The organism is Caballeronia sp. BCC1704, assembly GCF_902833455.1.
Taxonomy (GTDB): domain Bacteria; phylum Pseudomonadota; class Gammaproteobacteria; order Burkholderiales; family Burkholderiaceae; genus Caballeronia.
In genome coordinates this window covers 845,514-860,162 of the sequence record NZ_CADFFT010000002.1, presented here as the reverse complement: position 1 = coordinate 860,162, position 14,649 = coordinate 845,514, and the positions used below count along the sequence as shown (strand labels likewise).

The 14,649-nt window shown below is 60.5% G+C and carries 12 protein-coding genes and 1 pseudogene; 11 read left to right on the top strand and 2 right to left on the bottom strand.

Annotated elements, in window-relative coordinates; all coding sequences use genetic code 11:
• Window positions 1–2: 2 nt before the first annotated feature.
• Window positions 3–947 (bottom strand): formylglycine-generating enzyme family protein, encoded by a 945-nt coding sequence (locus tag HWX53_RS27660; protein WP_244140103.1) that lies wholly within the window; start codon window positions 945–947, stop codon window positions 3–5.
• Between the two features lie 39 nt (window positions 948–986).
• Window positions 987–1,805, bottom strand: coding sequence for a caspase family protein (locus tag HWX53_RS27655; RefSeq protein WP_244140102.1), 819 nt, complete (start codon window positions 1,803–1,805; stop codon window positions 987–989).
• Between the two features lie 262 nt (window positions 1,806–2,067).
• On the opposite strand from HWX53_RS27655, the gene HWX53_RS13595 reads away from it, so the two are divergent.
• The 11 genes and pseudogenes from HWX53_RS13595 (at window position 2,068) to HWX53_RS13550 (ending at window position 14,649) form a co-directional block, all read left to right on the top strand.
• The gene (locus HWX53_RS13595; protein WP_175941598.1) at window positions 2,068–2,505 is read left to right on the top strand and encodes a DUF4399 domain-containing protein; all 438 of its coding nucleotides are present in this window, start codon (window positions 2,068–2,070) and stop codon (window positions 2,503–2,505) included.
• A gap of 59 nt (window positions 2,506–2,564) precedes the next feature.
• A complete protein-coding gene (locus HWX53_RS13590; protein WP_175941597.1) occupies window positions 2,565–3,023 on the top strand; it encodes a DUF4399 domain-containing protein in 459 nt (152 codons plus the stop codon).
• Window positions 3,024–3,241: 218 nt separating this feature from the next.
• Window positions 3,242–3,526 (top strand): hypothetical protein, encoded by a 285-nt coding sequence (locus HWX53_RS13585; protein WP_175941595.1) that lies wholly within the window; start codon window positions 3,242–3,244, stop codon window positions 3,524–3,526.
• Window positions 3,527–3,566: 40 nt separating this feature from the next.
• Entirely contained in the window at window positions 3,567–3,845 is a 279-nt protein-coding gene (locus HWX53_RS13580) for a hypothetical protein (RefSeq protein WP_175941592.1), read from the top strand.
• Between the two features lie 235 nt (window positions 3,846–4,080).
• Window positions 4,081–5,472 (top strand): efflux transporter outer membrane subunit, encoded by a 1,392-nt coding sequence (locus HWX53_RS13575; protein ID WP_175942420.1) that lies wholly within the window; start codon window positions 4,081–4,083, stop codon window positions 5,470–5,472.
• 161 nt (window positions 5,473–5,633) lie between these two features.
• A pseudogene (locus HWX53_RS28040) lies at window positions 5,634–6,257 on the top strand (FHA domain-containing protein); the annotation flags it as partial.
• Between the two features lie 483 nt (window positions 6,258–6,740).
• Window positions 6,741–8,147 (top strand): hypothetical protein, encoded by a 1,407-nt coding sequence (locus HWX53_RS28035; RefSeq protein ID WP_347879162.1) that lies wholly within the window; start codon window positions 6,741–6,743, stop codon window positions 8,145–8,147.
• Window positions 8,125–9,498, top strand: coding sequence for an HlyD family efflux transporter periplasmic adaptor subunit (locus HWX53_RS13565; RefSeq protein WP_175941588.1), 1,374 nt, complete (start codon window positions 8,125–8,127; stop codon window positions 9,496–9,498). Before HWX53_RS28035 ends, HWX53_RS13565 begins: the two co-directional genes overlap by 23 nt.
• 25 nt (window positions 9,499–9,523) lie before the next feature.
• The gene (locus HWX53_RS13560; protein ID WP_175941586.1) at window positions 9,524–10,276 is read left to right on the top strand and encodes a peptidylprolyl isomerase; all 753 of its coding nucleotides are present in this window, start codon (window positions 9,524–9,526) and stop codon (window positions 10,274–10,276) included.
• A 15-nt stretch (window positions 10,277–10,291) separates the two neighbouring features.
• Entirely contained in the window at window positions 10,292–13,351 is a 3,060-nt protein-coding gene (locus tag HWX53_RS13555) for a peptidase domain-containing ABC transporter (RefSeq protein WP_175941584.1), read from the top strand.
• Window positions 13,348–14,649 (top strand): sigma-54 dependent transcriptional regulator, encoded by a 1,302-nt coding sequence (locus HWX53_RS13550; protein WP_175941581.1) that lies wholly within the window; start codon window positions 13,348–13,350, stop codon window positions 14,647–14,649. Before HWX53_RS13555 ends, HWX53_RS13550 begins: the two co-directional genes overlap by 4 nt.

The following is a 14,649-nucleotide window of genomic DNA, read 5'->3' as shown; positions in this document are numbered from 1 at the left end:
GGTCACTGCGTGTCGCGCGCCACGCGAAAGCCGTTCTGCGACTGACGCACGCTCGCGCTGTACTTGAAGCGCGTGGCCGATTGCATATAGTCGCCGCCTTCGCGCCAGGAGCCGCCGCGAATCACGCGCACCGAACAGGAGGGCTCGTCCCACACGCGGCCATCGACGGGCGCGCCCTTGTATGAGCTATGCCAGCAGTCGGCGACCCATTCCCACACGCTGCCGTTCATGTCGTAGAGGCCATACCCGTTCGGCGCGAACGAACCCACGGGCACCGGCGCATCCGCGCGATACGGCTCGCCGCAGTCCTTGCAGTCGGCCGTGCCTTTTTTCATCTGATCGCCCCACCAGAATGTGCTTTGCGTGCCGCCGCGTGCGGCGAACTCCCATTCCGCTTCGCTCGGCAGACGATACGGCTTGCCGCCTACCTTGCTCAACCACTTCACGTAGACCTGCGCATCGTCCCAACTGACGTTGCGCATCGGCGAATTGGGCGGCGGCGGGGCGCTTGCGTTGCTGTCCGGCGCGATGCGGGTGCAGGCGCCCGCATCGGCGCACGCATTCCACTGCTCGACGGTCACTTCGTATTTGCCGATGGCGAACGGCCGCCCGAGCGTCACGCGATGCGACGGCTTCTCGCCGGGATCATCGTTATTGCTGCCCATCGTGAAAGCGCCCGGCACGATGGGAATGAGCAACGGACACTGCGGGCAGTCCTTGATCTCGTTGCCCGTGGGCTTGGCCGTGGTGTTCGTCGGTGCCATCGGTTTGGCGCTTGCGACGGGGCTGGGCGGCTTGGCAGCAGCCGATGCTTGAGCCGATGCTTGAGCCGATGCTTGAGCCGATGCCGGAGCCGCAACGGAAGGCTTCGCGCTCGCCGTCGCTTTCAGCCGGTCGATGCGCGCCTTCGCAAGCGCCGCAAAACGCCCGTTCGGATACGACTTCAAGTACGCCTCGTAATCGCTCGGATACGTGCTGTCCTTGATCTATTCCCAGAACGCCAGTTCGTATTGCTCGCTGCTGTCTTTCGGCAGAATGCCGCGCATGCGGATCGGTCCGCCATCGGTGTTGGCAAATTCGGCCATCGCCGGCAGAGCCACCGTTGCGCGTCCGAGCGTGACATTGCCGGTCAATGTCGATGCCACCCACGGCCGCTGTGCGCCCCGCGAGACGTTGGCGACGTCGGACGCGGCAGTATCGAATGAAGCGGACGTCATCTGCTTGTCTTTCGCGAAGGCGCGTAGAAGCGCTGCGGTATAGCGACCGTTGCGTCCGTCTTCGGCTGCGCCTGCGTTGAACTGCGTTGCGAATGCGATCAGCGTTCGCGGCGGAAGTTGAAGAGGTCCGGCCGAAACATGAGGCGATGAATAGCCCAGACACATGTCGAGTATGACGACGTTCGTAGCAAGCGGCCTCGCACGCGCCATGCGCGCCGCGAGATCCTGCGCTGCGATGCCTTTCTCGATGTTGCTTGCATCGATCGGCAAGAGCAGCGCCTGTCCGCGCGCCTCAACGCCGTGCCCGGCGAAATACACCAACGCGGTGTCGCGCGGACCAAGATGATCGATGAATGACTGAACGGCTTGCCGCATTGCATCGGCACTGAGATTCGTGCGGCGCGTCACGTCGAAGCCCATTGCGGAGAGTGCGGCGCTCATGTCTCTCGCGTCGGTGGCCGCGCTGCTCAGCGGCTCTTCGCCGTAACGGTCGTTGCCGATGACGAGCGCGACGCTATGCGCTGAACCGTCGTGATCGATGAGTACGGGAGCGGGCGACTGACCGGATTGCGCGAAGGCTGCGTTCATGGCGACGAACACAATCGCAACGAAGAATATCCGCCACATATTCATACCCGGTCCGTATGGCGTTGAGGGAGACGCACGTGTGCCGCACAAACAACGATAGCACGCTGTCCGCCACGTTTTGATCCCCTAAACGTAGGTATCCGCATGCAGCGTCCGCGACCCCTCGCACGCATGTATCTTTTCAAATCGTTACGTTCTAATCTGAACACAGAGCTTGATCGTTGGCCTGTGAACGGCCTTTCTTTGAAGAGGCATCCGAAACATGCTGAGAAGAACTGTGCTCGGCGCGCTCGCTTCCATAGCGGCGCTGGCCGCGGACGCGTCGTTTTCCGCCGGGCGTACCCGCAGCCCGGCACCCGCGAACGCAGAGGCGTACATCATCTGGCCGCCCGACGGCGCCGTCCTTTCAGGCGGCAAGCTATGGGTTCGCATGGGCCTGCGCAACATGGGCGTGTGTCCGAAGGGCATCGATATGCCTAACGTGGGCCATCACCATCTGCTGATCGATACGGACCTTCCGCCGCTCGACCAGGAGATTCCGTCGGATCGCAATCATCTGCACTACGGCGCGGGCGAAACGGATGCGCGCATCGAGTTGCAGCCCGGAAAGCACACGCTGCAACTGCTCATGGGCGATTACAACCATGTACCGCATGACCCGCCCGTTTATTCGAAGAAGATCACGATCACGATGAAATGAGCCGGGCCGTCGCTTCGTCCGATGCACACCGTCCGGCGCACATCCTGAAGGTACACGACATGAAACGACGCACTGCCGGCGCACATTCGTGCGCACGTTCGATTCTGCTCGCCGCGGCGCTAGCCGCGCCATTCCACGCGAGCCACGCGGCGGGCGGACCGACGCCCGCGCCCGCCAACGCGCACGCCTATATCGGCTATCCCAACGACGGGCAGACGCTTCCGGCGGGAAAACCATTTCGCGTATGGTTCGGACTGCGGTTCATGGGCGTCGCTCCGCGCGGCGTGAAGTTTCCGAACACCGGACATCACCATCTATTGATCGATACGGATTTGCCGCCATTGGATCAGGAGATTCCGTCCGACCGTAATCATCTGCATTACGGCGCAGGCGAAACGGAGACCATGCTCGAATTGCCGCCGGGTAAGCATACGCTTCAACTCTTGATGGGCGACGACCGGCATATTCCGCACAATCCGCCCGTCTATTCGAAGAAGATCACGGTCTACGTCAGGTGAGCAGTGTCGGTGAAAGACGAACAGTCGGACTACGAAGTGTTTGTCTGCAGCCGATCGCGAACGCGGACTGGCATCGGGCAGTTGGAGTGAAAAGCCTTGTACCGCAAGGCATCGCAGGAATCAGCGTAAAGATGGCATAACCCGTGCATTGTACTGGCCCGAGCAAACAGATTGCTCAAAGCCACCCGACGCGCAATGCGCACCCAAGGAGAACCACCATGAAAACGCTGACGATCCTCGACATTCCCCTCACCGAAGAACTCGACCGCCGCGCGATGTCGGCTGTACGCGGCGGCAGCTCGTTCTACTTTCCCGGCTATGACGTCTCGAAGGTCGAGCTCTCGTTCGATACGCAGCAGTTCATCGGCCAGACGCAGAACACGCAAAGCCAAAACGGCGTGAACCTGGCGTTCGGCGGCAACATCACGGCCCACGTCGCGCCGAAGCAGCAAGCGACCAACACGAGCACCATCAACATCGGGTCGGGCTTCGAGCTCCGCTGATCGACCACCATCCATCACTCTCAAGCCAGGAACCGACATCATGTCTACGCTGACCATCCACGATCTCGTCCATCACGCCGAACTGGGCCGCCATGAAATGTCCGCAGTGCGCGGCGGCACCGGCTTCTATTTCCCGAGCTACAAGTCGAGCTTCGATCTGAGCGCCACTACGCAGCAACTGACTAATCAGGCGCAGAACACGCTCAGCGCAAACGGCGTGAACAACGCTTTCACGTATGACACCACGGCGAAAGTCGCGCCGCATCAGAAAGCGGACAACACGAGCCACATCAACGTCTATGGGCCGTATGCGGCGTGAAGCAGGAACACGCCGGATAACGGCGGAGTAGGTGTTTCATGTTGTTGGCAGTAGAGGCGGAGCACGGGGAGCTCCGCTGCATCAACCGCCTGTCGCAAGGCGGCGCGGATCGCTCATCGTTCCGGAGACGGCGAGCGATCCGCACCCGAGCGCGGTGATGGAGAAACGCGCATTCCTCGTACTAGCCTGATCGTCGGAGCAGATCGTGCGAGCTTTGATCCCCTCGTCGCGCCTCATGACCGCATGCGCGATTCTCTTTGCCGCCGTGCTGCTCGCCGGCTGCATCGATGTGAGTGTGCCCGTCTATAAGCGGCCCGATACGCCGGAGAAGACGGCGTTCACCACGATAAGCGTCCCCAGAGCCGCTCCCGCTGAGACGATCCGCCCCGATTGGTGGAAGCAGTTTCAGGATCCGTATCTCGACGGACTGATCGACAAGGCCATTAACGGAAACTTCGATATCAAGGTGCTTGCAGCGCGAATTCAGGTAGCGGGTGCGCAAATCGGCGAGGCCCGCGCGGGCGCGCTGCCTTCGATGGATGTGGGCGCGGGCGCCAGTTTCGAAAAGACGACGGGCCAGCCGTTCACGAAGCAATACAACCTCGGCACGCAGGTGAACTGGGACATCGACATCTGGGGCGCCGTGGAAAAGGGCGTGCAGGCGCAAAAAGCCGAGTATCGCGCGAGCGAAGCGGACTGGCGTGCCGGCTATCTCGAACTCGTCGCGAACGTTTCGACGACGTACTTCCAGATCCTCCAGTTCGATGACCAGATTCAGCAGCAGATGCTGACCATTGCGACGAACCAGAAAATACTGACGATATTCGAGGGCATGGAGAAGAACGGTCTTGTGCCGCATACGCAGGTGCTGAATCAACGCGCCGAACTGAATCGTCTTACGCGTGATCTGCTTGAACTGCGCCGCGCTCGTGACCTTGCGGACAATGCGCTGGCTACGTTGACCGGCGTGCCGGCTGGCGAATTCAAGGTGCCCGACGGCCAATTGCAGAAGCGCGTGCAGATTCCGCCTGTGCCTTCCGGACTGCCGTCCCAGTTGCTTGCGCGACGGCCCGATCTGATTGCCGCTGAATATCGCGTGCTCGAGTCTTACGATCTGGTCGGACAAGCAAAACTCGCGCAGTTACCCACGATTAGCCTGACAGGGCGTGGCGGCACCGCGAGCTTTGCGTTGACGGACTTATTGAAGTCCTTCACGTTCAGCTTCTTACCGAGCATCAATATTCCGATTCTCGACCCGAGCGTGCGTGCGCACGTTAAGACCACCGAAGCGCAAAGCACGGCAGCGGAACAGCAGTATCGAGGCACGGTGATGAATGCGTTCGAGGAAGTGGAGAATGCGCTCGTCAACCTTGATTCGCATACGAAGCAGCGAGAAGAATTGCAGCAGGAAGTCGCGCATCTGACGATCGTCGCCGCACAGATCGATGCGCAACTCAAAGAAGGCGTGATTTCACAACTCGAAGTGTTCGAGACCGAACGCACGCTGCTCGCGGCACAACTCGCGTTGCTCGCAAATCATCAGCAGATCTTGTCGGACACGGTCACGCTCTACAAGGCGCTCGGCGGCGGATGGCCGGCGGTCGACGTACAGAGCGCTGCCATTTGAAAAGAATCAGTGAATCGCATGGCTAACGATCGTACCGGAATACGCGGCGTCCACACGATGACGTTCGCTCACCCTAATGCCCAATTGACTAAGCGAATGCGTGTCTTACACTTCGAACAGCCGCTCGCTTCGCAGCGGCCCGACGCATCCTGTGAACTGACATGGCTCCAGGCGAACCGATAGCCGAACCGCAGCCGCGCGTGGACGAAGCATTCGATGTCGTCCTTCAGCCGGCGTCGCGCGGCACTCCAGCGCATGCGTTGAGCGAGATTCGCATCGAGGATGACCTCTTCGCGATCGGCCGCGGCGAAGCGCCGTTCGACGAGAGCCCGCCCGAAGCCGTCGCGCAACTGTCGCGTCGTCACGCGCGCATGTTCATTGAGCACGGCTGCGTCTATATCGCGGACTTGGGGAGCAAGAACGGAACGACGTTGAATGGCACGCCCGTGCGTGATGTCCCCGCTCGCGTAAGAAACGGTGACGAGATTGCGTTCGGTAGCCGGCTCGCGTATCGCGTGCAATTCGTGCCCCGTCGTCGTCGAATTCATGCGGCGAAGCAGGTCGCGCTCACGCTCGTGCCAGTGCGCGAAGAACTCGGTCTCGAATCGATCGAACTCGCGCAGTTTCCATATCTCGTCAGCAAGACCGACGACATCTTCGCGCGTTATCGGCCGCGTTACCCGCATCAGGTCAACTACGTGTCGCGCCGTCACGCGCATGTGTTCGTAAAGGGCGGGGCGCCCTTCGTCGAAGACCTCGGCAGCACCAACGGCACTTTCGTCAACGGCCAACGCATAGGCGACTCGGCTATCGCACTCAAGGACGGCGACACTCTGGCGTTCGGCGGCACGCATTTCGTCTATCGAGTGAGTCTGCATGGCGACGAAAGCGAATCCACGTTGACTGAAATGGCGGTCCAAGCGCAGCCTGATGCCCAAGACGAGCGCGACAGTGACAAGACGACTTTCGTCGGCTCTGCGCATTCGTTTCTTGACATCTTCTGCGTGGATCATGCCGCGCCGGGCGATGATGAGATCAACGCCGACGCTCAGGCCGACTCGGCTCAAAAGGAACAGCGCGGCGAGGTCAAACTCAAACGCGGCAAGTGGGCTCTCTTCATTCGCGAGTTGGAACGGGCGTTCATAGGCGAGGATCAGCGCGTCACGCGGCGGGCACGCGTCGTCACTGTCTGCGTGTTGTTGGCGTTTGCAGCCGGAGGCTTCGCGCTTTTTCATGCCGGATCACTCGAGCGCCGCGCGAAGTCGCTCATGGCAAGCGGCGACTATGCGCAAGCTGCGGTGTTGAGCAACGATTATCTCCGCATGCATCCGCACGACGCGCCGTTCACGTCGATGAACACAGAGGCCGTTCTAAGGGCCGACGTGCCGCGTTGGCTGGTCGCGTTGCGCAAAGGCGATTATGCGCAGGCGGACAGCATCATCGCGCAGATGGACGCGTTGAGCGAGCACAACGCGGAAGTCCGTTCCATGCTCGATGAATTGCGCTGGATCGGCAAGCTCGAACGTTTCGTCATGAGCCGTGGCGGCCCTGACGCGCCCGTTCGAATGTACGCAGACGAACCGCGCATCGCGGACATCCTGAAGCATTGGGAAGCGGATGCGGGAAGTCATCAGCGCGATCTGGACCGCATCGCGGGCTACGTGCCCGAGTTTCGCGATCCTTACGCGCTCGCGCTCAGCCATCTGCGCAAGCTGCAAAGCGATGATTCGGTCTATCTCGCCGCCATCGATCGATTGAATGCGAGTGTCGTGAAGAGCCTCGCCACGGACGACCTCGATGCGATCGATGCCGCGTTGAAGGACTATGCAGACCGGTATCCGCGTCTCGGCGGTCTCGATCGCCTGCGCGCCGATGCGAACGCCTACGCGAGCCTCAGGCACGCGATGACCGCGAAGAGCCTTGCACCGCTCGCCGACTGGATCGGAACGACGACATTCTCGACGCCGCCTTTCAAAGACAAGTGGGCGGAATTAAGCGCGCACCAGTTGCCGCCCGCCCCTGTGATGGCGCAATACGCCGCTGTATCCGATGCCTGGCGCAATGGGCGCAGTGCCCAGGCAATTGACCTCTTGACGAAGATTCCGCAAGGCAACTGGACGCCGACCTTGCAGGGCGAACTGGCTCACAAGAAGGCGGTGGCCGCCCAGTTCGACGAGTTGCAAAAGACACGCGGCTCCGGACGCTATGAAGACGCACTGCTTTCGTTCTATGAATCGCTCGACCCGCAGAGCGACGGCTATTTCGCTAAGGCCATCGCGCCCGACATGGCCGCGCTCAACGGTAAAGCAGCCGTGCGAGGACAAGCGTTGATGACTCATGCGCAGACGCTTTGGGAGCAGTACCGGACGAACGGTGGAATAGGCGGGTCGCAACGGCTGGAGTCGGATGTGTCGGATGGCTTTCGAACGCAAGCCAAGCGCTTGTCGGATGCGCGGGACGCTTCCGTTCGCGGCATGCGCATGCTCAGGCAAGCCTCGCAAAACGGCGCGGCGGATCAAGGCAAATGGAATGCGCTGAGCAAAGAGATCGATGACGAAGCGGCTCTGCAACGGCGCTCTCTACAAGACCTTCGCATGGTGCTGGATCCGTCGCTGCTGCAAGCGAAACTCAACCTGATCGGAGGGACGAGCGGTGAAGCGCAACGCGCCCCTTAGGCCTTTCTCGGAAGCGCTCGGCGATCACGGCGCGGAAGGCGTCGCGATTCTGACGGCTGAACCGCTGAAGCTCACGCAAGCCGTGGTGCTTGCCATGGTCGCGCTCGTGGTTGCGGCGCTCGCGTGGTCCTTCATCGGTCACGCGGACGTCCTCGTTACCGCGCAAGGCACGCTTGCGCCCGAATCGGAGGTGCGGCGCTTCTACGCGCCTATCGACGGAGAACTGGCCGACCTCTATATCGCGGAAGGGCAACCGGTGCGCAAGGACGACGTCGTGGCGCGCTTGAACGCACGTGGCGCAATCGAAGCCGCGACGAACGCACTGGAAGCGCAACTCAAGCTCGACGACGCCGAGCGCGAATGGAAGCAGTTTCCCGAGAAGAAGTTGCTGATGGAACGAAGAATCGCCGCGCTCAAGGACCAGATGGAAGTCGAGGAACATCAGCATCAGCAGCGAGTGAGCGAAGGCACGAGCAAGCTCGCCGAAGGGCAGAAGGCGCAACTCCAGGAGCAGCGCAGCGTGCTGGAAAATGCGCGCCGCGCCCGCGACGCCGCAAAAAGCGAACTCGACCGCTTCGCGCGACTCTTCGCTTTGCCGGGCGGCGGCGGCGTGTCGGAATCGCAAGTGGAAGCGAAGCGCAACGTCTATCTCGAAGCGGATGGCGCTTATCGCGTCGAACAGGCGAAGCTCGCTGAACTCGACTTTCGCTTGAGCCATGAATTCAAGCAAGCGAAGGCGCAACTCGAAACGAGCGGTCAGGAAGCAACGAGCCTCAGGCTGCAATACGAGTCGGCCATGCGCGAGGTGACGAGCACGGAAGACAAGCTGCGGTTGCAATTGCAGACCGCGCGTCTCGTCGCGGACGCCGCTGCGCGCATCCGCTTCGAGAACATCGACAAAGACAACTTTCTGCTGATTCTGGCCCCTGTGTCGGGTGTGGTCACGGACGTGACCTCGACTCAGCCGGGCGACAAGATTCAGGCGAACACGCCGCTGGGTGGTATTGCGCCGGCAAATGCGCGGCCGGTGCTGAAGATAGAGATTGCTGAGCACGATCGCGCGTTTCTGCGCGAAGGGCAGCGCGTGAAACTCAAGTTCAATGCGTTTCCTTATCAACGATATGGCGTGATCGACGGCACGCTCGCCTTCATCTCGCCAGCGACGAAGCCGGGCGCAATCGCGAAGCAACCGGTCTATGAAGGACGAGTGACGCTGGACCGCGACTACTACCAGATTGCCGGTACGCGATATCCGCTTCGCTATGGCATGACGGCTTCCGCAGAAATCGTGGTGCGCGAGCGGCGACTGATCGACCTCGGGCTCGATCCCTTCCGCAGCGTAGCGGGCTAGCGGGCTAAACCCAACGGAGAACGACATGACGGCGATTGTGCGAATCGACGATGAAGTGGTCGATGTCGACGAGTTTCTCAGGCTTCTGAAACTCAATGGGCAGTTCGACGGACTCGTCGAGCAACTGGTTCGCGACAAGCTCACGGTGAGCGCGGCAAAGAAGGCCGGCGTCACGCTCACGGCGGACGAGATACAGACCCGCGCCGATCAGTTCCGGCGCATCCGCGGGCTGCACCGCGCAGCGGACATGAACAACTATCTCGACGCGCTCAATGTGAGCCTCGACGAATTCGAGACCTATATCACCGATACGCTATACCAGGAGAAGATGCTGGAGCAGGTAGGCACGCAACGCGCCATCGAAGAGTATTTCCAACTCAATTCGCCGCGATTCGACGGCATCGAGGTGCGTCATATCGTTCTAGATTCCGAGGGAAGCGCGAAGGAGATGATGTCTTATCTCAACGACGATCCCGACAGCTTCGCGGACATGGCGCGCGAACATTCCCTCGCTGATACGCGCGAAGAAGGCGGACTTATCGGCCGCGTGATGCGCGGGCAGTTGCGGGCGGATATCGAGGCCAAGGTGTTCAATGCCGAGCCGGGCGACCTACTCGGTCCGTTCGTCTCCGCAGACGGCGCCTCATACGAGATCTTTGCGGTGACGTCCAAGTATCCCGCCCAACTGGACGAAGACACGACAGCGGAAATCCGTCGGCTATTGCGGGAAGAATGGCTCTTCGCAAGAGCGCAGGAACATGTGATTCAGGCGCGCTGAACATTACACACGGACATGGACGCACCATCAAACCTCGACTCGCTCGCCAGTTTCCTCGCGACGGTGGAGATATTGTCACCGCTCTCGCGCGATGATATCGAGCAGTTGGCTCAATATGCGGAGTCGCGCCGCTACGGCTTCGGCGAAACCGTGTGCAATGCCGGCGACGTGGCTGATGGTCTCTATGTCGTGAGAGCAGGCTCCGTGCGCATATTCACCGAGGAGCACGGCAAAGAGATCAGCATGGGCCTGAAGAAGGAGCGCGAGACTTTCGCCGATATCGCGATGCTGCGCGACTATCGGCATGAGTCGTCCGTGCGGTCTTCGGGCAAGACCGAACTTTTGTTCATTCCGCGTCGCGCGATCGAGCCCGTCATCGCGAAGAATCCCGCGGCGCTCGCATTCGCGACCAGCTATGTCGCCATTGCTTCAGCAGGCGGTTTCGTCGCCAAGCTGTTCGATCTGCGCGGCAAGCTCGACAAGGCGGAACTCGAAGAATGCGTGAGAAGCGTCGGCGTCAAGCGTATCGGTGAAGGGAAGGAGATTCTCAGGCAGGACGCTCGTGACGACAGGCGCCTGTATGTCGTGCGTCAAGGCGAAGTGCGCATCGTGCGCGAAGAAGGCGGGCATCAGTACGTGCTTGCAACGCTCGGCCCCGGCGAGATTTTCGGCGAGAAGGCGTGCGTGATGCGTCAGGAGCAAATGGCCTCGGCCATTGCGAACGCTGATACGCGCTTGCTCGTCATCCCCGAGAAGACAGTGCACTTCATCATCGAGCGCAACGTCAGGCTGCGCGAAGTGCTCGAAGAGCGCATTCGGTTCAGTGAGCGCGAGTTACAGCGGCAAAAGAAGCTCGCGGAACGCCGCAGTCTTCCCGCGATGCTCGACTTGCACAGCAAGCCGGAACTCGGCGAACGGGTCATCAAACGCTTTGCATGGGTGCAGCAGGCCGAGGAGATGGATTGCGGGGCCGCGTGTCTTGCGATGATCTGCCGGCACTACGGCATCGGGATGACGCTCGGCAAGCTGCGCGAACTGGCTAACGTGACGACGCAAGGCGCGACGCTCGACAGTCTCGCGCGCGCGGGCGAGGCGCTCGGCTTCACCACGCGCGGCGTGCAGTGCACCTATGAATCGTTGCGCGGGTTCGAATTGCCGTTCATCGCGCATTGGGAGGGCTATCACTACATTATCGTCTACGGCATTTCGAAGGCGAACGTGTGGGTGGCGGACCCGGCGATTGGCTTCAGAAAGATGACCGTGGACGAGTTCGAACGCGGCTGGAGCGGTACGTGTCTGGTCTTTTCGCCAGCGCAGGATCTGGTGCAGAAGGCGGTATCCAGTTCGCCGTGGATACGCTTCGTCGGATACATGAAGCCGTACCGCACCATCCTGCTGCATCTCTTTCTCGCCACCTTCGTCATTCAGGTTCTGGGCGTGATTCCGCCGCTCATCATCCAGAACATTCTGGACGGCGTCATCGTTCACCAGAATGTCGGATTGCTTCACGTGCTGATTGCCGGACTCATTATCTCGAACGTCTTCTCGCAACTCATGTCCACTATCCGCGCGTATCTGGCGAACTTCATGATGCGCAACATGGACTTCGCGATGATGTCGCAGTTCTTCAAGCATACGTTCTCACTGCCGTTCAGCTTCTTTGCCAAACGCAAGACCGGGGACATCTTCGCGCGGTTCCAGGAGAATCACACGATCCGCGCGTTTCTGACTGAATCCACGGTCACGACAGTGCTGAACCTGTTGATGATCTTCATCTACTTCACCATCATGTTTCTCTACAACGTCAAGCTGACGTTGCTGCTGATTGCGTTCATCATTCCGCTGACGGCGCTGACCGTACTCGCCACACCTCGCATCAAACAGAACGCGCGGGAGACGTTCTCATCGGGGACGGACGCCCGGTCGTACCTGATGGAAGCGCTGGGTGGCGCCGAGACCGTCAAGGGAATGGGCATCGAGCGGGCCGTTCGCCTGAAGTGGGAGAAGAAGTACGCCAAGTCACTTGAGATTCAATACAAATCTCAACGCTTCAATATTGCGGTCGGCTTCTGCAGTCAATTACTGAATGCCGCCACGACCATTGCAGTGCTATGGGCAGGGGCCAATCTGGTGCTCGCGCGCGAGTTGACCATTGGCCAGCTCATCGCGTTCAACGCATTCATGGGCAGCGTATTGTCGCCGCTCATGGGGCTCATCAATCTCTGGAGTCTGCTCAACGACGCCGGCGTCGCCATGGAGCGTCTCGGCGATGTGCTCGACATCGAGCCCGAGCAGAAGCCAGCGGACATGCAGCAACGCGTGATGCTGCCCGACCTTCAGGGCGACATCCGGTTCAATGGCGTCTACTTCCGCTACGGTGAGGGCGACGCGCCTTATGTGCTCGAAAACATTAGCTTCGATATAAAGCCGGGCGAACTCATTGCAGTGGTAGGACGCAGCGGATCGGGAAAGACGACGCTCGCGAAACTGCTCGTCGGCTTCTATGCGCCGACGGAAGGCAAGATGACCGTCGATGGCTACGACATCAACGTGATCGACAAAGGCTTCTATCGCGCGCAGATCGGTTATGTCATGCAAAGCAATTTGCTGTTCTCCGGGACCATCGCCGACAACATCGCAAGCGGCGACGAAGCGCCGGATCGCAAGCGCATCGAGGAAGTCGCGAAGATGGCCGACGCGCACGGTTTCATCAGCAAGATGCCGCTCGGCTATGAGCAGGTGGTCGGCGAACGCGGCGTGGGGCTATCGGGCGGTCAGATGCAACGCCTGTGCATTGCACGCGCGCTGTATCATGACCCGCGCCTGCTGGTATTCGACGAAGCGACCTCCGCGCTCGATACGCAATCCGAAAGCAATATTCTCGGCAACATGCAGGAGATTTTTAAAGGGCGAACGGCCGTCATCATCGCGCACCGCCTGTCGACCATCATGCGCGCCGACAAGATCCTCGTGCTCTACGAGGGCGGCATCGTGGAGCAGGGCAAGCATGATGAGCTAGTCGCGAGGAAGGGCATGTACTACCAACTCGTGCAGAAGCAATTGAGCGCAGCATGAAGATACTCGACCAACCGGAAAGCGACAGCAACGTACCTGCATCGGCTATTTCGTATGCGGGGCTCATCGAGAAGATCGAGATACTGCGTTCGACGCTGCGGTGGACCTCGCGCCTCGAACGCCCCGAGATCGAGAAGCTGCTGCGACAGGCGAGCGCGCTGCGCGACGAGGTCATGCAGCTCTCGCACAAAGAACGTTTCGTACAGGCTGCGGCGTCGGAGCCGAAGCGAGAGATGTCGCCGGGCGCCAGGCGACAGGCACTCCTGGAACGCAGTTTCGTCTTCGAAGGCACGTTCGGCGATAACCCGAAGCTGCTCGAGGCGCTGGAAATCGCGGAAAAAGCGGCGCCGACCGATCTGCCGGTACTGATCGACGGTGAGAGCGGAACCGGCAAGGAACTGATGGCCAAGGTCATTCACGCGAACGGCTCGCGCGCGGACAAGCCGTACATTTCCGTGAACTGTGGCGCGATTCCGGAGAATCTCATCGAATCGGAACTGTTCGGGCATCGCAAGGGCGCATTCACGGGCGCGACGAACGACCGCAAAGGAAAGTTCGAGAGCGCGCATACAGGGACCATCTTTCTCGACGAGATCGGTGAGTTGCCGCTGTCGGGCCAAGTCAAGTTACTGCGCGTGCTAGAGGCGCATGAAATACAGCGCGTCGGCTCTGACGAGCCTATTGCAGTCGACACGCGCATCGTCGCGGCGACGAATCGCAATCTGCGGCGCTGGTGCGAGGAAGGGCGGTTTCGCGAAGACTTGTTCTATCGCTTAAGTGTCATTCATCTGACGCTGCCGCCATTGCGTGAACGTCGCGATGAAATTCCGCTTCTGCTCGCCTATTTCGGCGACGAAGCAGCGGCTGCGCTCAAGCGTCGTCCGGTGAAAATATCGCCGCGCTTGCGGGACTTCCTGCGCAGTTACGACTACCCCGGCAACATCCGCGAGTTGCGCAACATGGTGTATCGGCTCGCTTGCCTCGCAGGCGAGATGGCGGATATCGAGCATCTGCCGGTGGACATACGCCCGAAGTCATCGATCGCCATTGCAATGGGAGCGCCTTCGGCAAGCGGCGAAGGTGTCGCCATGGCCGGCTCGCTGAGCGAAGCGAAGCGTGTAGCCAGCGACGAAGCAGAGCGCGCGTTTCTCGAACGCGGCTTGCAGGAAGTTGGCGGCACCGTAGCAGAACTCGCGCGGCGCTACGACATGAACCGCTCTCACTTGCAAATGCTTCTGAAGAAGCACGGGCTTCATTCGAAAGACTTCAGGCTCGCAGCGCAACGAAACAAGCAGTGA

Excerpts from the sequence above, each read along its gene's own strand:
- HWX53_RS27655 (WP_244140102.1), bottom strand. The coding sequence starts at position 1,805 with ATGAACGCAGCCTTCGCGCAATCCGGTCAGTCGCCCGCTCCCGTACTC.
- HWX53_RS13595 (WP_175941598.1), top strand. The coding sequence starts at position 2,068 with ATGCTGAGAAGAACTGTGCTCGGCGCGCTCGCTTCCATAGCGGCGCTG.
- HWX53_RS13590 (WP_175941597.1), top strand. The coding sequence starts at position 2,565 with ATGAAACGACGCACTGCCGGCGCACATTCGTGCGCACGTTCGATTCTG.
- HWX53_RS13585 (WP_175941595.1), top strand. The coding sequence starts at position 3,242 with ATGAAAACGCTGACGATCCTCGACATTCCCCTCACCGAAGAACTCGAC.
- HWX53_RS13580 (WP_175941592.1), top strand. The coding sequence starts at position 3,567 with ATGTCTACGCTGACCATCCACGATCTCGTCCATCACGCCGAACTGGGC.
- HWX53_RS13575 (WP_175942420.1), top strand. The coding sequence starts at position 4,081 with ATGACCGCATGCGCGATTCTCTTTGCCGCCGTGCTGCTCGCCGGCTGC.
- HWX53_RS28035 (WP_347879162.1), top strand. The coding sequence starts at position 6,741 with ATGGCAAGCGGCGACTATGCGCAAGCTGCGGTGTTGAGCAACGATTAT.
- HWX53_RS13560 (WP_175941586.1), top strand. The coding sequence starts at position 9,524 with ATGACGGCGATTGTGCGAATCGACGATGAAGTGGTCGATGTCGACGAG.
- HWX53_RS13555 (WP_175941584.1), top strand. The coding sequence starts at position 10,292 with ATGGACGCACCATCAAACCTCGACTCGCTCGCCAGTTTCCTCGCGACG.
- HWX53_RS13550 (WP_175941581.1), top strand. The coding sequence starts at position 13,348 with ATGAAGATACTCGACCAACCGGAAAGCGACAGCAACGTACCTGCATCG.